Below are 20,088 nucleotides of genomic sequence, written 5' to 3'. Positions count from 1 at the left end.
TCGGGGCACGGCGACAGGGTCGCCCTCCGGTTTCCGGCAGGACCCGGGCCGGGGCGGTCCGCCGCCCCGGCCGCACCGCTCGGAGGAACGGCCCGACCGGGCGGTCCGTCCGACCGTCAGTCAGCGACCACGGTCAGGGTCAACGGACCGCCGGGAAGCGGGGTGCCGGCATTGTTCGGATAGCCCCACGAACTCGAGTTTCCGGCCTGGTCGTCCAGCGTGAACCCGATCGTGTACCGGCCCGGTTCCAACCGGCCGGTCGACACCGCCAGGTGGAGAAGACCGGTGCCGTCGTCGTGCTGCCCCCCGTACATGCCGCCCCGCGAAGCTCCGGTGCTGTCGTAGATCGTCGCGCTGGTCGACGAGATCGGAGCGAACTCGTCGACCTCGATCGTGACGTCGAAGCCGAGGCCCCAGGCGTCCGCGGTCTCCTGGGACGTCCAGGTCGCCTTGGGCAGCTTCGCCGAGAGCACCACCGGCGCCTTCTCGTCCGGCACCCGGGTGACGGTGAGGTCGAGTTCGGGAGCAGCGTAGGTGGTGCCGTAGAACGCGACGTTACCCGCGCCGTCGGTCAGCTTGATCCCGTCGATCCGGCAGGAGCTGGCCCAGCCCGCCGGCACCCGGATCTCCACCGAGACCACGCCGTTCTCACCCACGGTCGGGGTGTGTGACAGCTGGGAGCACCAGGACAGGTCCACGTCGACGGCGGTCAGGCCACCAACCGCACCGTGCGGCGTGAAGCTGAGCGACGTCGTCGCCTGCCCCCGCCAGTTGTTCACCTGCGCCGGGACGAGCGCGAAGCCCGACGCGCTGACCACGTCGTTGCGGCTGACCTGGATCGGCTCGGGCCCCTGCGGCGAGGTGTCCGTCCGGGTGTTGCCCCAACTGTCGGTCAGGTCGAGCCGGGCCACCCGCCACGTGCCGGACGGTGAACCGGCCGGCACGACGATCGAGACGGGGCAGAACGCCCAGGTCGGCTCATAGACCGTCTCGCCGTTGCACGACCACTGCGAACCGCTCTGGACGAGCTGGAACGTGGAGGTCAGCCGGGCACCTCCCGGGCCGGCGAGCGTGAGCTTGCCCTTCCTGAAGGCGGACTCGTCCACGACCTGCACCCGGTAGCGCAACGTCACCCCGGAACCGTCATCGTAGAAGCCGCTCGGCTGACCGAAGTCGAAGGAGAGTTGCTCCGCCACCGGACCCTGGGAGTCGACGAGCTGGGTCACCGCCAACGCCGCCGGGCCCGGGTCGCGCACCGTACGGGCATGGGCGACGTCGTCGGCGATGGTCACCTTGGTCACCCGCCAGACCGTCTCGGCCGCGACGGAGTAACGCGGCACCACGAACTCGTAGACGTAGGTGGACTGCTGGGCCGTTCCGGTGCCCCCGACCTGCGTACGACCCCCGAGCAGGTCGTAGGAGACCGTGTGGGGTTGGCCGACCTGCTCGTCTCCGGCGAACTGGCGCAGCTCGACCGCGCCGTTGACGCGCTGGGCCCTGGCCGCCCGGTCGGTGATCGTCCACGTCAGGTCGACCACGGCGTAGTCCTGGGTGACGTCGACCTGCGGCCGGTCGAAGGCGATCGACGTGATCTCCAGGACGGGCCCGGCGGCCGTTGCCGCCCCGCCCGCAGTGGTGATCGACAGGGCCACCGCGGCAGCTGCCACGGTGGCGGAAAGCGCGCGAAGGCGCCAAGACATCATCTGCTCTCCCCGTGCAAAAGAGATCCCTCGATGGATCACTGCTGACAATAGCCAGGCCACACCATCCAGAAAGGACCGGGCGCACCCGTCGACCCGCGTTGATCCCGCTCGGGTCGACGATCCGCCGCGGCGCCCGGCGGGCGGGCGGGCGGCTCACCGCGTACCCCGGTCGGCGTCCGGGCGACAGCGCCGAACACATTCATGTGCGACACTGTCCGTCACGGTGCGAAACCTGTCACACACCCAACGGAAGGGCAGGCGATGGCCACCGCTGCGGCACCATCAGTGCTGATCGGCGCGGTCGTGCGCGTCATGCGGGACCTGGCGGTCCACCCGCTCGCCCTGGAGGTCGACAGCACCGGGGCACGCGTGCTGACCACCATGCACGCGAGCGCGCTGCGGACCCGCAGCCGGGGCCCGTACCGTCAGGACGACCTGCCGCCCGAGGCCCTGGCGATGATCGACTGGCTCAGCCTGCGCCTGTCCGTCGATCCCCAGCGGGTCGACGTCACCATCGAGGGCGGCGGACCCTGGCCCCGCCTGCTGCTGGAGTTGCCCGCCAAGCGGGTCACCGTACGGTTCGTGGTGCCCGAGGACGTCCCACCCGTATACCAGCCGGACTCCAACAACGTCGGGTTGTCGGTGGACATCAAGATCGCCCTGGAGTTCCTCGCCGGTTCCCTGCGCGCCCTGGGCGGTCGGCTACGCGGCGAGCCACCGATCACCCTGACGCTGAGCTACCCCGACGATCCCCACTACGAACGCAACACCGCCGGCCTGCCGCAGGAGTTCCGGGATCTCGTCCCGCCGGTCGTGGCGGACCTCGCGGTCGACCGCAGCCGGTTCTCCCGCAAGCAGCGGGCCGCCCACGACGAAGCGCTGCGCGCGGCGGCGTACGACGACCAGCTGATGGAGCCCGTGGCGGGAGGTGGGCTCAGCACCCGGCTCGGCTCGGCCCGGTTGCGGGTCAGCCCGTGAAGTCGTAGTCCCAGTCCAGCTCCCACCGCCGGATCGCCGGTCGGTCGTCCATCGACACCAGGCTCCGGCCGTCCGCCGTGAACGCCACGGACGTCACCGGCTCCGGATGACCGTCGCACGTGTGCACGCGCCGCCCCGTCCGCACGTCCCAGATGCGCAGCGTACGGTCCGCGTCGGCGGTCACCGCGTGCCGCCCGTCCGGGCTGACGTCGAACACGTCCGCCTCGGAGGCGAGTTCGCACAGCACCCGCCCGGTCGCCGGCTCCCACACCGACACCACCCGCCCGTACGACCCGTCGTACGCGGGGACGAGCCCGACCCGTCCGTCCCGGCTCACCGCCACGGCGTCGCCCCGGCTCGGCAGGACGTACCGTTGGCGGCCGGTGTGCACGTCCCACGCGGTCAGTTCCCTCGCCGAGTTGACCAGGAGCTGCCGGCCGTCCGGGGTGAACCGCAGCGTCGTCCGTCCGAACCCGACGGGGACCGTGAGCACCGGGCTGCCGGTGCCCGTACGCCACAGCCGGCACGTCCGGTCCTCCGCGCCGGCCGACGCGGCGTACCGACCGTCGTCGCTGAGTCGGACCGCCCCCACCGGCCCCTGGTGCGCCACCATCGTGCGGCTCAGGTGGAACCGGTACAGGCTCCACAGGCACAGGTTCCCCTCGGCGTCACCGACGATCGCGTACCGCCCCGCACCGTCCAGGGCGACCGCCCGCACCACCCCGTGGTCGCCGTGCAGCTCCGCCTGCCGCCGGCCGGCCGTCAGGTCCCACAGGTGGGCGGTCCCGGCCCAGTCCGCGCTGACCGCGAGCCGGGCATCGGCGGAGAGCACTAGGGTGTGCGTCTTGCCCACCCGCTCCGCGAAGGTGTGCCGTTGCTGGCCGGTCGGCAGCTCCCACACCCGGATCAGGCCGTCGGCGCCACCCGTCACCGCCAGCTCCCCGTCGACACTGAGCGCCGGCTCCAGCCCGGCCACGAAGGTGAAGTTGCCGCCGCGCAGTTCGTAGCGCTGCCAGATGCCCAGGGGTGCGGCCCGCCCGCCCGCCGTCCGCCCCAACCGCTCCCACCGGTCCCGCAGCTCCGGGTGACGCTCGAACCCGACCAGGTCGCGGGCGGCCCGTAGCTGCCCGGCGGCGTCGGCCGTCCGACCCTCCCGGACGAGCGCCTCCGCCCGGGCGATCCGTTGCCGGACCTGCTCCTCGGCCGCCAGCACCGCCCGCGCCGCCAGGGGCCGCTCGTAGCTCCACGGCGCCCGCAGGTCGGGGCGGGGCAACCGGTGGACGTGCAGCCCCCCGTACTCGTCCCCGACCACGACCAGCGTGCCGTCGCCGCTGATCGCCACACAGGTGAGCGAGAGCAGACCGACCAGCTCCGGTGGCAGCCCGTCGGTACGCGTGGCGACGGTACGCAGGCACCGACCGGAATCCGTCTCCCAGATCCGTGCCGGTTGGTTGGCACTGCCGAACCCGATGGAGGCCGCCCGTTCGCCGTCGCCGCTGAGCACGATCGTCGAGTGCCGGTTCAGGGTGCTCGGCACCGGACCCCGAACCCGGTTAGGTCGGGTCTCCCACAGGTGCGCCACCCGTGTCTGGTGCCCGATCAGCAGGGCGTATCTGCCGGACCCGCCCAACGCAACCTGGTTTACCCCGGTCATCCGCATGTCGGCGGACTTGACCAGGCGGTGCAGCCACCGTCCGGTGTCGACCTCCCAGACCACCACACTGCCGTCCGGGGGCGCCGCCGACACCGCGACCGCGCCGTCCTCGCTCAGGCCCAGCACGGTGACCGCCGCGGGGCTCTCCTGGATCTCCGGCAGGATCCGGCCCGCCGCGTCCAGGTTCTGGTGGGTGCTCGGCGGGTGCTCCAGGGTGCGCCGCAGCCGCCCGTCAGCCGTGTCCCGTACCTCGATCCGACCGTTGTCGTACCCGATGGCGGCCGTGCCCGAGGCGGTGAGCGCCAGTGCGGTCACCGCCGCCCGCTGGTCGGACGGCACCCGGACGCACCTGTCCCGCGCCAGGTCCCAGCACTCGACCGGGCCCCCCTTGCGGGCGACGAGCGCGGCCCGGCCGTCCCGGTCGACCGTCAGGGCCGTGACCTCGGCACCGGTTGAGTCCGCACCGAGTTCGGTGCCCACCGGCTGCCCGGTCAGCGACCACGTCCGGAGGCTGCCGTCCCTGCCGCCGGTGACCGCCACCCGACCGTTCCCGTCGACGGCGACGGCGGTCACCCGGCCCCGGTGGCCGGACAGCCGCGGCGACCCGGGCTGCGTCCCGCGCCGGGCCAGGGCGGCGGTCACCTCGGTGATCTCGGGGCCGGCGGGCGCGGCGGCCAGCAGCGGCCGGGCCGCCGCATCGTCACCCCGTTCGGCGTGTACGAACCCCAGCAGGTGGTCGGCCCGCCAGTTCTCCCCGGCGATCTCCCGTGCCGCCAGCAGCTCCGCCAGCACCTGTTCGTCGGTGATCCGGCCCTGCCGCCACCGGTACAGCGCCCAGTTGTAGACCGCACCAGGATGGTGCGGGTCGGTGTCGACGGCGGAGCGCCACAGCTGTTCCGACTCCGCCGGCCGGTCGAGGTCGAGTAGCGAGAGCGCCTGGTTGGACAGGCTGCCGGCGAGCAGGCCCGCCGCCGACGGCCGCACCCGTGGATAGCGGACGCCCAGCGCGTCCTCGTACACCCCGGCGACCTCGGTGGCCAGGTCGGCGAGGCGGCGGGGGCGGGTCGACGGGTCGACGTCGAAGCACCGCCGGAGCAGGTCGACGATCCCCGGCGGCATCGGCTGCGCCCCCGGCCAGGTCTCCCCCGCCGCCAGGTATGCGGCGAAGGTCTCCCGTGCCGCCTGACCGTAACGGCAGGGACGGCGACCGGCGAACGTCTCCCACACGCACAGCGCCCACGACCAGACGTCGGTGGCCCGGGTGAGGGTCACCCGCGCACCGGCCGCCGCCTCGGCCTGCTCGGGCGAGCAGTAGGCGGGGGTCATGCCGCCGAAACTCGCACCCAGGCTGACGTCCACTGCGGCACCGGTGGCCCCGTCCACGGCGGCGCGGGCGCCGGCCAGCCCGAAGTCGGTGACCTTCGCCGTCCAGGCGCCGTCGAGGCCGACCATGATGTTCGCGGGTTTGACGTCCTGGTGGATGAGGCCCTGCTGGTGGGCGTGGTCGATGCCCCACGCCGACTGCACCGCGAGGTCGAGCGCCCGGGCGAGGAACCCGCCGTCCGGCTCCTCGTGCAGTCGCCCGGCCCGGACCACCTGGTCCAACGATCCACCGGCGACCCACTCGGCGAACACGCAGGGCAGCCCGTCGACCCGGCGCACGTACGCGCAGCTGACCACGTGGGGGTGCAGGCCCAGCCCGACCCAGGTGCCCGCCTCGGCTTCGAAGCGGGCACGCTGCGCCTCGGTGGTCAGTTGCTCGGGGCGCGGCACCTTGACGGCGAGGTCGGTGTCCCAGCCCGGGTGCCGGACCCGGTAGACCAGACCCATGCCACCGGCGAGGGGCTCGTCGAGCACTTCGTAGAGATCCAGAATCCGGTCCCCGGGACGCCACCGCATGGTTCGAGCCTGGCACCCCCCGACACACGGGACAACCATCGGTTGGTCGCGGACGGTAACCTCGGGGGTCGGGCCGCGTCGTCAGGGAGTGACCGTGAGTTTTCGTTACTACCTCTACGTCAGCGACGCCAAGGTGGACATGCTGCTGTCCCAGATCGACCCGGGTCACCAGCGCAGGCGGGCCGCCGAGTTCAGCGTGAACCTCACCGTCGTCGGGGTGAAACGCAGCGTCGAGAACCCGGGCACCGACCGGTTGGCCCGCCTGGAGCGGGTCACCCGCTACCTGGACGAGCACGCCGACGTCGGTTCCGTGGACGAGCCGGGGCAGTTCTTCCGGGGGTTGCTGCCGATGCGGTGGGGCATCGTCCCGACCACTGGTGAGCTGTCGCTCGTCTACTTCGGTGGCCGCACCGACGACACCATCGTCGGCCTCGGCGGGTCACCGTTCCACCTCGTCGGCGCGGCCCCGGCGGCCGAGTCCACCGGGCGTGGGCCCATGGGATCGTCCACGATGCCGGCGCTGCTCGCCGGGCTCGTCGACGACGAGGCCGCACCGGTGCCGGGCACTGCGCACGACGCGGCGGACGAGCCGGACGCGGCCGAGGTGGCGGCGCTGGCCTCGGTGCACCAGGCCGGCACCCGCCTGCGTGGGCCCACGCAGAACGTCGAGTTCCTCGCCAAGCGGCTGCTCCACGGGCCCAGCCCGTACCCGGAACTCGACAGGCGGCCCGGCATGACCGTGCTGCTGGGCAGCCCGCTGTACGTGGCGCTGGTCGACTGACCGGACGGCCGGGCGTGGGCACCGACGACCCCGGGGCCGGGCGACCCGCCGGGGCGGTGCCGGTCCCCCCGCCCGTCACGGTGACCGTGCAGGCCGGGTCCACCGTCGACACGTACGTCTTCCACCGTCGCACGACGGTCGTGGTGGGGCGGGCCGCCGACTGCGGGATCCGGGTCGACGACGGGCAGCGGCTGGTCTCCCGCCGGCACTGCCAACTCGACGTCGACCCTCCCCACGTGCGGATACGCGACCTCGGCAGTCGGCACGGCACCCACCTCAACGGCCGCCCGGTCGACGGCGGGCAGCACCTGTCGGCCGGTGACGAGGTACGGGTCGGGCGCGCGACGTTACGCGTCACCCTGCCCGACGACGGGACTCGGGAAGCCGCCGCCGGACCGGAGGACACCGGGGCCACCCCCACCGGGGCCACACCGACCACCCCGGACACCGGGCCCCCCGGTCCGGAGCGGGGACGGGCCCTGCCGGCGCTGGTGACGGCTGCGGCGGTCGGGGCCCCCGGCCTCGACGACTTCACCGACCACCGGGTGCTGCGGGAGATCGGCCGGGGCGGCCACAGCGTCGTCTACCTGGCCCGCCACGAGCCGTCCGGCCGGCTCGTGGCCCTGAAGACGCTGCTCGCCGACCGGGCGGTGGACCCCGCCGCGCGGGACGCCTTCCGCCGCGAGATCGCGTGTGTCCGGGGGCTGCGGCACCGCAACGTCGTCGCCCTGCACAGCAGCGGCGCGGCCGATGCCGCCTTCTTCTTCACCTGCGAATACTGCCCGGGCGGCAGTGTCGCCGAGTTCGTGGCCCGGCGTGGTGGCCGGCTCCCGGTCGACGAGGCGCTGCCGATCACGCTCGACGCGTTGGACGCACTGGCCTACGCCCACCGGGCGGAGCTTGCGGTCGTGCTGGCCGACGGCCGGACCCAGACCGCCCACGGCCTGGTGCACCGGGACGTCACCCCGCACAATCTGCTGCTCACCACCGGGGCCGGAGGTGAGGTCGTCACCAAGGTCGCCGACTTCGGGCTGGCGAAGGCGTTCGAGAAGGCGGGCCTGTCCGGGCACACCGGGACCGGTGCGATCGGCGGCAGCCTGGCCTTCCAGCCCCGCGCCCAACTCATCGACTACCGGTACGCCCGCCCGGAGGTGGACCTGTGGGCGGTCACCGCCTGTCTGTACTGGATGCTGACGGGGACGACGCCCCGGGATTTCCCCGCCGGGGCCGACCCGGTCGCGGTGGTTCTGAGGACCCGGCCGGTGCCCGTCCGGCAGCGGGACGGGGCTGTTCCGGCGAGGCTGGCCGACGTGATCGACGAGATGCTCGTCGACCAACCCCGGGTGGCCGCGACGACGGCCGCCGCGCTCGCCGACGCGCTCCGGCAGGCCCGGTGACGGCGTGCCGCGCCGACGCCCGCCGACCTGCCGGTGCCCGCCGGGCCGGTCACTCGTGGATGACCTCCTGTTGCAGTACCCCGAGGTAGCCGTGGGCGGCGATCCGCTGCGCGCGGTCGGTGTAGAAGTCCGGGTCGTCCGGCAGGACGGTGGCCAACCCGTCGACGTAGCGGTTGAACATGCAGAACGCGGCGGCGATCAGCACGGTGTCGTGGATCTCCACGTCGGTGGCGCCCTCGGCCCGGGCGGCGGCCACCAGGTCTCCGGTGACCTCCCGACCACCGCGTTGCACCGCGCCGGCGACGTCGAGCAGCGCGCGCATCTTGGCCGACACCGGGGCGCTGTCGACGTCGTCGTGCACCTGTTGGACCAGGGGCATGCCCTCGGGGAGTTGCGCCGCCGCGTACGCCGCGTGGGCGGAGTAGCAGTAGCGGCACTCGTTGAGGCCGGACACATAGGCTGCGATGAGTTCCCTTTCGCCCCGGGTCAACGTGCCCGGTGCACACAGCAGCGCCTCGACCAGCCCGTTCAGTGGCAACGCCGTCTCCGGCCGGAAGCGGAACAGGCCACGGATTCCGGGTTCGTTGGTATTTAACGTGATGTGTGGCATGCGAGCTCCTTCGCCGACGCAATGGAAAGCCCGGACTTCCTGACCCGGACCGGCGTCAGATTGGATCATCGCCATGGTCACCGTCAATGTTCTGCGCATTCTTCCTGGTCCGGTGGCCGGATCCGGGGAACGCCCCAGCCGGGGGTGACCCGGGCACGAGCCGGGTGGGCCCTGATCACCCGCCGGGTCCGGGGCGGTGAGCTGCCCGGACGGGGCACGCTAGCCTCTGCCGGCATGTCAGCATTCGGCAACTCGCCCAACGTCCTGTTCGCGACGACCGTGACGGCGACCCGGCGACTGTCGCCCGGGTTCGTCCGGGTGACGCTCGGCGACGAGCGGTTGCGGGAGATGGCGCCGTACCAGCTCGACCAGCGCATCAAGATCATGCTGCCGGTCGACGGTGGCTATCCGACCGCGCTGCGGGCGGGGCTGCCCGAGCAGACGTGGCGACGTGAGTGGCGGTCCGTTCCCGGCGAGGTGCGCCCGAGGCTGCGCAGCTACACCGCGTACCGGACCCGGCCGGCGACGGGCGAGCTGGACCTGGACTTCTACCTGCACCAGCCGCACGGCCCGGCGAGCGGCTGGGCGGCGACGGCCCGGCCGGGCGACCGGCTGCTCCTGTCGGGCCCGCACGTGGGGGCCGGCCAACCCGGTTACGGCGTGCAGTGGGAGCCGGGGCCGGCGACCCGGGTGCTGATCGCCGCGGACGAGACGGCGTACCCGGCGGTGCGCGGCATCCTGTCCGGTCTCGGCCCGGGGGTGCGGGCGACGGTCCTGCTGGAGGCCGGCGTCGCGGCGGACGCCGCCACCCTCGACGAGGTGACCGCCGGCCACGCGGTCGAGGTCCGGTTGCGTCGCGGGGCACCGGGCGGGACGGTCCTGACCGCCATGGTGGGCGACTGGTTGGCCGAGTACGGGCCGGCGGCGGCATCGTCGGGGGCGCAGTTCTACGCCTGGACAGCTACGGAGAGTAGCAGGATTGCGCAGGTGCGCAGGCTCTTCACCGAGGTGCGCGTCGATCCACAGCAGGTCCACACACAGGGATATTGGCATGACCGCCCGGCCCGCGACGAGGTGGATGATTAGGTAATGCTAACCTAAATATGTTAGTGGAAAATCACTGTAAGTAGCCAGACGGGAACCTCGCGCCATGCGTACGCCGACCCCTCGAACACTCCGCCGACGCCTCCTCGCCCTCACCGTCGCCTCGGCGGCGGTGCTCGCCGTGGCCGCCTGCGGCTCCGACGACTCCGAGCCGGCGGGCAGCGTCGGCGACACCAGGACCGTCGAGCACGCGCGTGGCAAGACCGCCGTGCCGAACAAGCCGACCCGGGTCGTCGTCCTCGAACCGGTCCAGCTCGACACCGCCATCGCGTTGCAGCTCACCCCGGTCGGCGCGGCCGTACTCAACGAGGCCGCCGGCGTGCCCAAGTACCTCGGCGACAAGGCCGCCGGCATCACCACCGTCGGCACCGTCCAGGAACCCAACGTGCAGAAGATCGCGGCCCTCAAGCCCGACCTGATCATCGGCACCGAATCCCGGCACTCCGCCCTCTACCAGCAGCTCACCGACGTCGCCCCGACCGTGTTCATGGCGTCCCAGGCCGACCCGTGGCAGGACAACGTGAAGTTCACCGCCACCACGCTCGGCGGTGCGGACTCCGCCGACAAGCTGCTCACCGACTTCCGGCAGCGGTGCGCGGACATCGCCAGGAAGTTCGGTACCGCCGGCAAGAGCGCGCAGCTCATCCGCCCCCGCGACGGCGTCCTCACCCTCTACGGCCCCACCTCGTTCGCGGGCAGCGCACTGGAGTGCGTCGGCTTCAAGACCCCCGAGCGCGACTGGGAGAACTCCATCTCGGTCGACGTCTCCCCGGAACGGGTGCTGGAGGCCAAGGCCGACCACGTCTTCGTCACCACCGTCGACGTCAACGACCGCAGCACCATCCCCGCCTCGGTCACCGCCAACGCCGCCGCCTTCCCCCGCCTGCACCTCGTCGACCAGTCCTTCTGGATCACCGGGGTCGGCACGGTCGGTGGGCAGGCCGTCCTCGACGACCTCGAACGCATCCTCACCGCGTCGAGTTGACCGCCACCACACCCGCCCGCGCGGTACGGCCGACCACCGGCCGTGCCGCGCGTCGGCGTACCACCCGGCGGTGGCTGGTCGGGGCGGTCGTCGTACTCGTCGGGTCGGTGGTGTTGTCGGTCTTCGTGGGCGCGAACCCGGTGCCCCCGGCGGACGTCTGGGCGGCGCTGCGGGGCGCGGGCAGCGACACCGCGCAGTACGTCGTCTGGGGGCAGCGCCTCCCGCGCACCCTCGCCGGGCTACTCGTCGGAGCCGGCCTCGGGGTCGCGGGCGCGCTGATGCAGGCGTTCACCCGCAACGCGCTCGCCGAACCGGGAATCCTCGGCGTCAACGCCGGTGCCGCCGCGTTCGTCGCCGCCGGCATCGCCTTCTTCGGGATCACCTCGCCGGCCGGCTACATGTGGCTCGCCCTGCTCGGCGCGCTCCTGGTCGCCACCGCCGTGTACGCCGTCGGCGGTGCCGCCGACCTGCGGGCCACCCCCACCCGGCTGCTGGTGACCGGGGTGGCGACCGGTGCCGTGCTCGCCGGCCTGACCACCGGGATCACCCTCACCCACCCCGACACCTTCGACCGGATGCGCGGCTGGAACGCCGGCAGCCTGCTCGAACGTGACACCGCAGTGCTGCTGCCGGTGCTCCCGCTGATCGTGGCCGGGCTGCTCGCCGCGCTGGTCGCGGCCCGCAGCCTCAACGCGCTCGCGCTCGGCCCCGACCTGGCCGCCGCCCAGGGCGTCAGCCTGGTCCGGACCCGGCTGCTCGTGCTCGGTGCGGTGACCCTGCTCGCCGGTGGGGCCAGCGCCATCGCCGGCCCCATCTCGTTCGTCGGGCTCGTGGTGCCGCACCTGGTGCGTTGGGGCGTCGGCACCGACCAGCGCCGCATCCTCGCCGGGTCGCTGCTGGCCGGCGGGATGCTGGTGCTGCTGGCCGACGTGCTCGGCCGGATCGCCGTGCTACCCAGTGAGATGCCGGTCGGCATCGTCACCGCGTTCGTCGGTGCTCCGGTGCTGATCGCGCTGGCCCGACGCCGACGGGCGACCGCGCTGTGAACCGGCCGGTCCGCCGCACCGCCGGGGGTCGCCGGCTGCTGCTCGGCACCGACCACCGGCACGTGACCGTCGGCGTACGCGAAGCCGCCGTCTGCGCCGCCGCCGCGCTCGTCGTCGCGGCGCTGGCGGTAGTCGGCCTCTGGCTGGGCGACTTCCCGCTCCGCCTCGACGAGGTTCTCGGCGTGCTCGGCGGCCGGATCGGCGGGCTGACCCGCACCGTCGTGCTGGAGTGGCGGCTGCCCCGCATCGCCGCGGCCGTCGCCTTCGGCGCGGCGCTCGGCGTCGCCGGGGCGATCTTCCAGACCATCACCCGCAACCCGCTGGCCAGCCCGGACATCATCGGCCTGGCGAACGGCTCGTTCACCGGCATGCTGACCGCCCTGCTGCTGCTCGGCGGCGGCTGGCACCTGCTGATGCTCGGCTCACTCGCCGGTGGCCTGCTGGCGGCGCTGGCGATCTACCTGCTCGCCTACCGGGACGGGCTCTCCGGGTTCCGGTTCATCGTCGTCGGGGTGGGCGTCTCCTCGATGCTCGCCGCCACCAACACCTGGCTGCTGCTGCGCGCCGACCTGGAGACGGCGCTGTTCGCCGCCGCCTGGGGCGCCGGTTCGCTCAACACGGCCACCGCCGACGTGGTCTGGCCGGCCGCCGCGATCATCCTGGTGCTGCTGGCCGTCACCCCACTGTGGGCGGCGGCCCTGGCCCAACTGGAACTGGGCGACGACGTCGCCGCCGCCAGCGGAGTCGCGGTCGACCGCAACCGCGCAGTCCTCGTGGTCATCGCGGTCGCCCTGGTCAGCGCCGTCACCACCGTCGCCGGCCCGATCTCCTTCGTCGCCCTGGCCGCCCCGCAGATCGCCCGTCGTCTCGTCCGGGCACCGGGCCTGCCACTCGCCGCCACCGCCGGGGTCGGGGCGTTGCTGCTGCTCGGCGCCGACCTGATCGCCCAACACGTGATCCCGCTGACCGTGCCGGTGGGGGTCGTCACGGTCACCCTCGGCGGCGCGTACCTGCTCTGGCTGCTCGTCCACGAGATCAGGAGGACCCGATGGTCGACCAGCTGACCGCGCGGCTGCGGGCCGAGAACGTCACCCTCCGGTACGACCAGCGGACCGTCAGCGCCGACCTGTCGTTCTCTGTGCCCGACGGCTCGTTCACCGTGCTCATCGGGCCCAACGCGTGCGGCAAGTCGACGCTCCTGCGGGCGCTGTCCGGGCTGCTCCGCCCCGCCGAGGGTCGGGTCACGCTCGACGGATCGGACCTGGTCACCCTGCCGGCGAAGGAACGCGCCCGCCGGCTGGCGCTGCTGCCGCAGACCATGACCGCGCCCGAGGGGATCACCGTCCGCGAGCTGGTCGGGCGGGGCCGCTACGCCCACCAGCGGGTGCTGCGCCGCTTCTCCCACGCCGATGAGGAGGCCGTCGAGTCGGCGCTCGACTCCACCGGCACCACCGAGCTGGCCGATCGGCGGGTCGACGAACTCTCCGGCGGGCAACGCCAACGGGCCTGGATCGCCATGGTGCTCGCCCAGGAGACACCCCTCGTCCTGCTCGACGAGCCCACCACCTACCTGGACGTGGCACACCAGATCGACGTGCTCAACGTGCTGCACCGCCTGGTCACCCGGGGACGCACCGTGGCGGCCGTGCTGCACGACCTCAACCACGCCGCCCGGTACGCCACCCACCTGGTCGCGATGCGTGACGGCCGGATCGTGGCCGAGGGGCACCCGGCGTCGACCGTCGGTGCCGGGCTCGTCGCCGAGGTGTTCGGGATGCCGAACCAGGTGGTCCCCGACCCGGTCACCGGAGCGCCCATGGTCGTACCGGCCGACACCCGGGAGCCGGCCGCCGGCTGAGCCGTCGGCTGACAGCGCCGCCGGGCTCCGGCCCGGTCCACCACCCCGTCCCGGCACGTCCGCTCCCACGCGAGGCGAAGGCCCCGTTGCTGGCAGCCGCGTTGGTACGATCACGGGCTACGCGTAGCACCCCCTTGCGCGGTGGAGGAGTTGAGGCGATCCGGCAGGGCGCCTCTCCGGCCGCCCGAGAAGACAGGGCAGATCGAGCGATGACCACTGTGGTGCGGCACCTCATCCGACTGCTGACGCGCCGGCCCCGGCGGCTGCCTTGACGACCGTCAACCGGGTCCATCGGGCCGCGCAGATCCGCTTCGCTCTGGCCCTGCTCGGGGAGAGGAACGGGCATCACGATTTTGAGCAGATCTGCCTTCACCTGACCCGCGAGTTCATCGCCCCGAATGTTCGGATCTCCACCGGCCCGGTCAGCGCCGGCGGGGACCAGGGGCGCGACGGCGAGAGTTACTGGAGCGAGACCTCCTCCTCCGACGGGGACCTCGCCTTCTGCTGCACGATCCAGAAGAACGACCTTTCGCGGAAGGTCAAGAGTGACGTCAAAAGAGCATGCACCACCGGACGACCGGTGCAACGGGTGATCTTCTTCCTGGCCCAGGGAATGGAGATCGCCAAACAGCACCAACTCCAGGAATGGGCACGATCCGCATACGGCATCGATCTGCAGATCTGGGACGGGCCACACATCGCCGACCATCTGGCCAGGTCGAGGAAGATGGACGACGCCGTCGATTCCTATCTGAAAATCGCGTCCGAGTCGGGCGTCCGCCGTTTTCTGAAGTCCCCCACCGTCCGCGCGCTACTACTACTCCTGCTGCTGCTGCTCGCAGCTGTCATCGTCAGGCATCAGCTGCCCAGGCACTACTCCCTGGTGTACGAGAAGCGTCGCCTCACGGCTGTCGCCGGCCGGTGCGCCTCCGACTGGAGGACGAAGAACACGGCGACCCGGTCGACGGTCGACGCGGACCGTCCAGCCGTGACACTCGCTACGGGACCCACCGGGGTGGGCACCTCAAGCGACGCCCGGGACCTCGCCTTCTACGACTACTGCGACGAGGGCACGTTGCGGATGATCTTCTATCTGGGCATGGCCACCGTGCCGCACGAACCCTCGACGGCGCAGGAGTGCGACGAAGCCGCCCCGTCCGACAGGAAGATCAGAGTCGTCGAACCACGGTCCGGCCTCTGGCTCTGCACACGTACGGACGACGACGCTCTCGCCCTGGTCGAGATTCGCACCGTCACCTTCGACCCGCGAGTGTCCGGGTTCCAAGCCGATCTCTGGCTGACACTGTGGCGGTGACCGCCGGGTGCCGGTCACGGCGGTGCGGGTGACGCCTCCTGCGCGCCCAGCCGGAAACCGTGCACCCAGGACACCGCCTCCATGAGATCGTCGGCGGTCATCGACTTCAGCATCGCGTCCCGTGTCCGCGCCCGGACGCCGGCAGGGTGGTACAGCTCATCGCCCAACCACCGCGCCGCCTCCTGCGCGCGGGAGGTGCGCTCCCGGCGTACCTCGTTGAAGTGCAGGAGGCGGCCCGGGATCTCGTCGGGGTCGCACCTCAGCGACCGGGCGAGGACGACGGAGTCCTCCAACGCCAGCGCGGCGCCCTGGGCGGCGTACTGCAGCATCGGGTGGGCGGCGTCGCCGATCAGGACGACCCGCCCCTGCACCCACCGCGCCACCGGCGGCCGGTCGCACAGCACCCACCTGCGCCACCGTCTGCCGAGGTGCAGCAGCCGGCGTGCCTGCCCTCCCGCCTCCGGGAAGGCGGCCGGTACGAGGTGCTGGTCGACGGGTTCACCACTGACCGCCCGGGTGGCTCCGTCGTCACGAACTGCGGCGATGTTCAGCTCCCGCCCACCCGCTATCGGGTAGGAGACCAGGTGCCAACCTTCGCCCGCCCAGAGGGACACCGCGTTCCACCGCAGTTCAGCGGGGACGGAGCTGGTCGGGACCACGGAGCGGAAGATGGTGTGCCCGGTGACCCGGGGCTCACCGTCACCGACGAGCTGGTGCCGCACCCGGGAGCGGATCCCGTCCGCACCGATCAGGACGTCGCCCACCACCTGTTCACCGGAGGCCAGCTCGCAGACGACCGACTCGTCGGAGGTGCGGTACCCGACCACGGGGCTGTCGGCTCTGAGCCGGATCCGTTCCTCGGCGCGGCACGCGGCCAGCAGCGGCGCGTACAGATCACCCCGATGGACCACGGCGTACGGATTACCGAATCGTCGCCGGTAGTCGGCCCCCACCGGCAGAGTCACCAGTCGTTCCCCGGACCGGCCGTCTCTGAGGACCAGTTCGTCGATGTAGACCGCCCGCGACCGCACCTGATCGCACACACCGAGCAGGTCGAGTGCGTGGAAGGCGTTCGGGGCCAGTTGAATTCCGGCTCCGAGCTCGGCGAACTGGGCGTTGCGCTCGAAGACCTCTATCTGGTGCCGGCCCTGGCGGGACAGCCCGAGGGCCACGGCGAGCCCGCTGATGCCGCCACCGGCGACGAGAATTGTGGACACTTTGCCCCTCGGCGATGAAATCGGTGTCATCCACGTGACGTGTCGACGGCGGCCAGTTCGTGCACGGATCCGGACAGCACGGACGTGGCCATCTCAGCCAATATGGAGGTGCCGTCCGTGCTGAGCACCGACTCAGGATGGAACTGCACCGACCGGAAGTGTGGACCGACGAACCCGTGCACCTCACCGGTCCGCGGGTCCCGGCTCACCGCCACCGGCCCCACCCCGGCCGGCCACAGATGGTCGTCGGCGCTGCGGACGGCGAAGGTGTTGTAGAACCCGACCCGGACCCGCCGGCCGAAGAACTCGATGTCCCGCTGGACGCCCTGGTTGGGTCGTCTGCGTCGCACCAGGTCGAGCCCGAGAAGCGAACCGAGGACCTGATGGCTGAGACAGACCGCCAGGAACGGCGTACCGGCGTGCAGCAGGTCCCGGATGCGGGTGTGCAGACGGTCGATCCGTACGTCGTCGCGGTTGTTCGGGTCGCCCGGGCCCGGCCCCATGACGACCAGGTCGGCCTCTTCCCGGGGGAACGGCTCCGTGGCCCCGCACAGGGTCACCTGTAGCCCGAACTCGCGCAACTGATGGGCCAGCATGGCGGTGAACGAGTCCTCCGCGTCCACGATCACCGCCCGCCGCCCCACGAGCTGCGCGACCTGCGGCACCCTGGTGCGCCCGTCCCGGTCATCGAACCAGAAACGCGCCAGGTCGGTGTTGCGCGCCGCCAACGCCGCCTGTACCGCGGGGTGACCCGCGAGGCTCGACCTGGCGGACGCCGTACGGTCGGGCCCGGGGGCCACGCCGAGTCCACGCAACACACCCTGCGCCTTGGCGTGCGTTTCGAGAACTTCCAGCCTCGGGTCGGAGTCACGCACCAGCGTCGCACCGACCGTGATCCGTAGTCGGCTGTCCACGATCTCGACGGTACGCAGCAGGATCGCCGAATCCAGTGAGCGACCGCCGTTGACGTCCCGGCTGAACAGTGCCGCCACGCCGCTGTAGTAGCCCCGCCCGTCGGGTTCGTAACGCCTGATCACCCGGCAGGCGTTCGCTACCGGACTGCCCGTCACGGTCGGCGCGAACATCGTCTCGCGGAGAGCGTCCCGCACGTCGAGTGACGTCGACCCCTCGATCAGGTACTCGGTGTGCGCCAGGTTGCCCATCTCCTTCAGGAAGGGACCCACCACCCGCCCGCCCCGGTCGGTGACCCGGGCCATCGTCTTCAACTCCTCGTCCAGGACCATGTACAGCTCCCCGGTCTCCTTGCGGTCGGCCAGGAAGTCGAGCACCTCGGACAGCGCCGGTCCACCGGGCCGGTAACGCAGGGTCCCGCTGATCGGGTTCATCATCGCGGTGCCGTCGAAGAGACTGAGGTGTCGCTCCGGTGTCGCGCCGACGAACGTGCGGGAGCCGGTGTGGATGACGAACGTCCAGTACGTGCCACGCTCGTCGGCCAGCAGCCGGTTGAACACCGTGAGCGCGGTCTGGACGGGCGAGCTGCGCAACGGCGCGGTGAGTGTGCGTTTGATGACGAAATTGGCACCCGTGCCGTGTCCGATCTCGTTCACGAGCACCCGGCGCACGATCTCCGCGTACTCGTCGTCCTCGATGTCGAACTGCGGGGTGCCGAGGTCTATCACGCCGTCGGGCAGCAACCTCGACGTGGCCGCCACCGAACCGACCGCCTGCTCACGGATGGTCATCGCGACCAGCGGGGCACCGTCGTCGTGGCACTCGAACCCGGTCTCGGTGAGCTGCCGGTACGGCACCATAGCCAACAGGTCGTGCCGGGGCTGTCCTGGCCCCGTCAACCGGGGCAACGGCAGGTCGGCCAGCGTACGCACGCACCCGACGTCACCGACGAGCAGCTCGACCCGGCCACCCACGGCCTCCGGCCGATGCAACAGGGCGAACGCCGGCGGCTCCGCCCCCAGCACCTGATCCATCAACCGGGCGAAACGTCCATCGTCGAACGGCATAGCTCCCCCTCGATAGGGTTGACGGATTCTGCGGGCACCGACCGCTGGCCCAGCTCGGCGAGGACGGCCTCGGTGGAGAGCACGACGGCGCACCGGTCGGCCGCATACCGCAGGGCCATCCGATGGTGTTCGGCCGAGAAGTCGGCCACCGCATCGCCGACGAGAAACGTCTCGATGTCGTGGGAGTACGCCTCGACCGCTGTCATCAGGCATCCGACGTGCGCGTACACCCCGCACACCAGCAGCTGGTCCCGCCCGACGTCGCGGAGGTGATCCAGTAGTGCGGTGCGGTGGAAGGCGCTGTAGCGCCACTTCGTCAACACGGTGTCGCGCTCACCCGGGGCCAGCTCGTCGCTGATCTGCCGGTCCTGTGCGGTAGCGGTCATGCCGGGGCCCCAGAAATCCCGCAGCAGTCCGCGCTGGACCTGCGTCATGTCCCCGGGCTGCGCGGTGTAGACGACAGGCACCGCGAGCTGTCGGCAACGGCGCAGCAGCGCTGCGGTGTTCGCGATCAGTGCCCCGCCGGGCTGACCCGAAGCCGGCAACGACCTCAGGAAGTAGCGCTGCATGTCGTGCACCAGCAGCACGGCTCGGCGCGGATCGGGCCGCCAGCCGGCCGTGTTGGCGGGTAGTTCGCAGGGGTCCGGCATCGCGTACGGCGTAGTGGTGGTGTCCAAGTTCATCTCCCTGGTCCGGACGGGTCAACGCCCGAGGGCGGCGCCACCGTCGACGTAGAAGTCGTGCATCGTGACGTTGGCCGCCTGGTCGGACAGCAGGAACATCACGGCGTTGGTGACGTCGGCGACGGTCGTGAGGCGGCCGAGCGGGATGCCCACGCGGTACTCGGTCGGGACACCGGCGACGGACACGGACGTGCCGTCACCACCGCCCCACAGTCCCCGCAGCATCGCCGTGTCGGTGGAGCCCGGGGCGACCACGTTGCAGCGAATGCCGCTGCTGGCCAGTTCGAGCCCGAGCGTCTTGGTGTAGGCGGTCGCCGCCGCCTTCGATGCGGCGTAGGCGGACATCCGCACCCTGGGTACTCCGGCCGCGTTCGAGGCCACGGTCACGATGCTGCCCCGTCGGCGCGGCGTCATCCGCCTGGCGACGGCCGTCGACATGAGGAAGACACCGCGGGCGTTGACCGCGAGGGTGTCGTCCCAGTCCCGCTCGGTCAGCTCGACCGCGGTCGCCGCCCGCAGCACCCCGGCACAGTTCACCAGGAAGGCGACGGGGCCCAGTCGCTCCTCCACTGCGGCCACCGTGTCCTCGACCTCGACCGCGGAGCGGACGTCGGCGGTGAATTGCGTGACGGTGCCGGGCACGTCGTCGCGGGCACCGAAGAGCGCCGACAGGCGGTCACCGTCGACGTCGAGGGCCGCCACCGAGGCACCGGCCCGGCAGAGGGCGGAGACGACAGCCTCCCCGATACCGCCGGCCGCACCCGTGACGATGGCGACTTGACCTCGGAACTGATCCTCATACATGAGGGCTGGTCCTCCAGAGTGGGTCGATTCCACGGCGGAACGGACGGGACGCCGTCGCCTTTGACCGGGCCGGCG

General features: G+C 71.9%; 16 protein-coding genes. 9 read left to right on the top strand and 7 right to left on the bottom strand.

Features of this window, described 5'->3' with window-relative positions; all coding sequences use genetic code 11:
- Positions 1-116 precede the first annotated feature (116 nt).
- Positions 117-1,652, bottom strand: a complete 1,536-nt coding sequence (locus ACQP2H_RS01540) for a hypothetical protein (RefSeq protein ID WP_219465703.1) — start codon at positions 1,650-1,652, stop codon at positions 117-119.
- A 312-nt stretch (positions 1,653-1,964) separates the two neighbouring features.
- Here ACQP2H_RS01540 and ACQP2H_RS01535 point away from each other — a divergent pair, with 312 nt between their 5' ends.
- On the top strand, positions 1,965-2,681 hold the full coding sequence (locus ACQP2H_RS01535; protein WP_357532909.1) for a hypothetical protein: 717 nt from the start codon (positions 1,965-1,967) through the stop codon (positions 2,679-2,681).
- Here the strand turns inward: ACQP2H_RS01535 and ACQP2H_RS01530 are convergent.
- The gene (locus ACQP2H_RS01530) at positions 2,671-6,234 is read right to left on the bottom strand and encodes a protein kinase domain-containing protein (RefSeq protein WP_433230604.1); all 3,564 of its coding nucleotides are present in this window, start codon (positions 6,232-6,234) and stop codon (positions 2,671-2,673) included. The two genes, ACQP2H_RS01535 and ACQP2H_RS01530, sit on opposite strands and share 11 nt — an antisense overlap.
- A gap of 94 nt (positions 6,235-6,328) precedes the next feature.
- Here ACQP2H_RS01530 and ACQP2H_RS01525 point away from each other — a divergent pair, with 94 nt between their 5' ends.
- Both ACQP2H_RS01525 and ACQP2H_RS01520 read left to right on the top strand, forming a co-directional pair.
- Positions 6,329-7,015: a DUF7019 family protein gene (locus ACQP2H_RS01525; RefSeq protein ID WP_433230601.1), complete on the top strand. Its 687-nt coding sequence runs from the start codon at positions 6,329-6,331 to the stop codon at positions 7,013-7,015.
- Positions 7,016-7,029: 14 nt separating this feature from the next.
- Positions 7,030-8,412 carry an FHA domain-containing serine/threonine-protein kinase gene (locus ACQP2H_RS01520; protein ID WP_357532905.1) on the top strand — a complete coding sequence of 461 codons (1,383 nt, stop codon included), beginning with the start codon at positions 7,030-7,032 and terminating at the stop codon, positions 8,410-8,412.
- Between the two features lie 49 nt (positions 8,413-8,461).
- Here ACQP2H_RS01520 and ACQP2H_RS01515 read toward each other — a convergent pair whose 3' ends face one another.
- Positions 8,462-9,022, bottom strand: coding sequence for a carboxymuconolactone decarboxylase family protein (locus ACQP2H_RS01515; protein WP_219465685.1), 561 nt, complete (start codon positions 9,020-9,022; stop codon positions 8,462-8,464).
- Between the two features lie 234 nt (positions 9,023-9,256).
- On the opposite strand from ACQP2H_RS01515, the gene ACQP2H_RS01510 reads away from it, so the two are divergent.
- The 6 genes from ACQP2H_RS01510 (at position 9,257) to ACQP2H_RS01485 (ending at position 15,330) form a co-directional block, all read left to right on the top strand.
- Complete coding sequence (locus tag ACQP2H_RS01510) at positions 9,257-10,108, top strand: siderophore-interacting protein (protein WP_357532902.1); 852 nt, start codon at positions 9,257-9,259, stop codon at positions 10,106-10,108.
- Positions 10,109-10,172: 64 nt separating this feature from the next.
- Positions 10,173-11,111: an ABC transporter substrate-binding protein gene (locus ACQP2H_RS01505; RefSeq protein WP_219465673.1), complete on the top strand. Its 939-nt coding sequence runs from the start codon at positions 10,173-10,175 to the stop codon at positions 11,109-11,111.
- Entirely contained in the window at positions 11,108-12,157 is a 1,050-nt protein-coding gene (locus ACQP2H_RS01500) for a FecCD family ABC transporter permease (RefSeq protein WP_255597821.1), read from the top strand. Before ACQP2H_RS01505 ends, ACQP2H_RS01500 begins: the two co-directional genes overlap by 4 nt.
- Entirely contained in the window at positions 12,154-13,221 is a 1,068-nt protein-coding gene (locus ACQP2H_RS01495) for a FecCD family ABC transporter permease (protein ID WP_219465671.1), read from the top strand. The genes ACQP2H_RS01500 and ACQP2H_RS01495 overlap by 4 nt, the downstream gene beginning before the upstream one ends.
- Positions 13,218-14,015, top strand: a complete 798-nt coding sequence (locus tag ACQP2H_RS01490; protein ID WP_433233414.1) for an ABC transporter ATP-binding protein — start codon at positions 13,218-13,220, stop codon at positions 14,013-14,015. Before ACQP2H_RS01495 ends, ACQP2H_RS01490 begins: the two co-directional genes overlap by 4 nt.
- A gap of 268 nt (positions 14,016-14,283) precedes the next feature.
- Positions 14,284-15,330 carry a hypothetical protein gene (locus ACQP2H_RS01485; protein WP_433230593.1) on the top strand — a complete coding sequence of 349 codons (1,047 nt, stop codon included), beginning with the start codon at positions 14,284-14,286 and terminating at the stop codon, positions 15,328-15,330.
- 14 nt (positions 15,331-15,344) lie between these two features.
- Here ACQP2H_RS01485 and ACQP2H_RS01480 read toward each other — a convergent pair whose 3' ends face one another.
- Genes ACQP2H_RS01480 through ACQP2H_RS01465 form a run of 4 tightly spaced genes read right to left on the bottom strand, consistent with a single transcriptional unit; the run spans position 15,345 to position 20,013 of the window.
- The gene (locus ACQP2H_RS01480) at positions 15,345-16,547 is read right to left on the bottom strand and encodes an FAD-dependent monooxygenase (RefSeq protein ID WP_357532895.1); all 1,203 of its coding nucleotides are present in this window, start codon (positions 16,545-16,547) and stop codon (positions 15,345-15,347) included.
- Between the two features lie 26 nt (positions 16,548-16,573).
- On the bottom strand, positions 16,574-18,526 hold the full coding sequence (locus ACQP2H_RS01475; RefSeq protein ID WP_357532893.1) for a chorismate-binding protein: 1,953 nt from the start codon (positions 18,524-18,526) through the stop codon (positions 16,574-16,576).
- Positions 18,493-19,203, bottom strand: a complete 711-nt coding sequence (locus tag ACQP2H_RS01470) for an isochorismatase family protein (RefSeq protein ID WP_357532891.1) — start codon at positions 19,201-19,203, stop codon at positions 18,493-18,495. The genes ACQP2H_RS01475 and ACQP2H_RS01470 overlap by 34 nt, the downstream gene beginning before the upstream one ends.
- Positions 19,204-19,227: 24 nt before the next feature.
- A complete protein-coding gene (locus ACQP2H_RS01465; RefSeq protein WP_433230590.1) occupies positions 19,228-20,013 on the bottom strand; it encodes a 2,3-dihydro-2,3-dihydroxybenzoate dehydrogenase in 786 nt (261 codons plus the stop codon).
- Between the last annotated feature and the right edge of the window lie 75 nt (positions 20,014-20,088).

The organism is Micromonospora sp. CA-248260 (genome assembly GCF_050942205.1).
GTDB classification, from domain to species: Bacteria; Actinomycetota; Actinomycetes; order Mycobacteriales; family Micromonosporaceae; genus Micromonospora; species Micromonospora antibiotica.
This window is presented reverse-complemented; position numbering and strand designations above follow the sequence as displayed.

Bases quoted from the DNA above. Each gene is read 5' to 3' on its own strand.
- ACQP2H_RS01535 (WP_357532909.1), top strand. From the start codon at position 1,965: ATGGCCACCGCTGCGGCACCATCAGTGCTGATCGGCGCGGTCGTGCGC.
- ACQP2H_RS01530 (WP_433230604.1), bottom strand. From the start codon at position 6,234: ATGCGGTGGCGTCCCGGGGACCGGATTCTGGATCTCTACGAAGTGCTC.
- ACQP2H_RS01515 (WP_219465685.1), bottom strand. From the start codon at position 9,022: ATGCCACACATCACGTTAAATACCAACGAACCCGGAATCCGTGGCCTG.
- ACQP2H_RS01510 (WP_357532902.1), top strand. From the start codon at position 9,257: ATGTCAGCATTCGGCAACTCGCCCAACGTCCTGTTCGCGACGACCGTG.
- ACQP2H_RS01505 (WP_219465673.1), top strand. From the start codon at position 10,173: ATGCGTACGCCGACCCCTCGAACACTCCGCCGACGCCTCCTCGCCCTC.
- ACQP2H_RS01475 (WP_357532893.1), bottom strand. From the start codon at position 18,526: ATGCCGTTCGACGATGGACGTTTCGCCCGGTTGATGGATCAGGTGCTG.
- ACQP2H_RS01465 (WP_433230590.1), bottom strand. From the start codon at position 20,013: ATGTATGAGGATCAGTTCCGAGGTCAAGTCGCCATCGTCACGGGTGCG.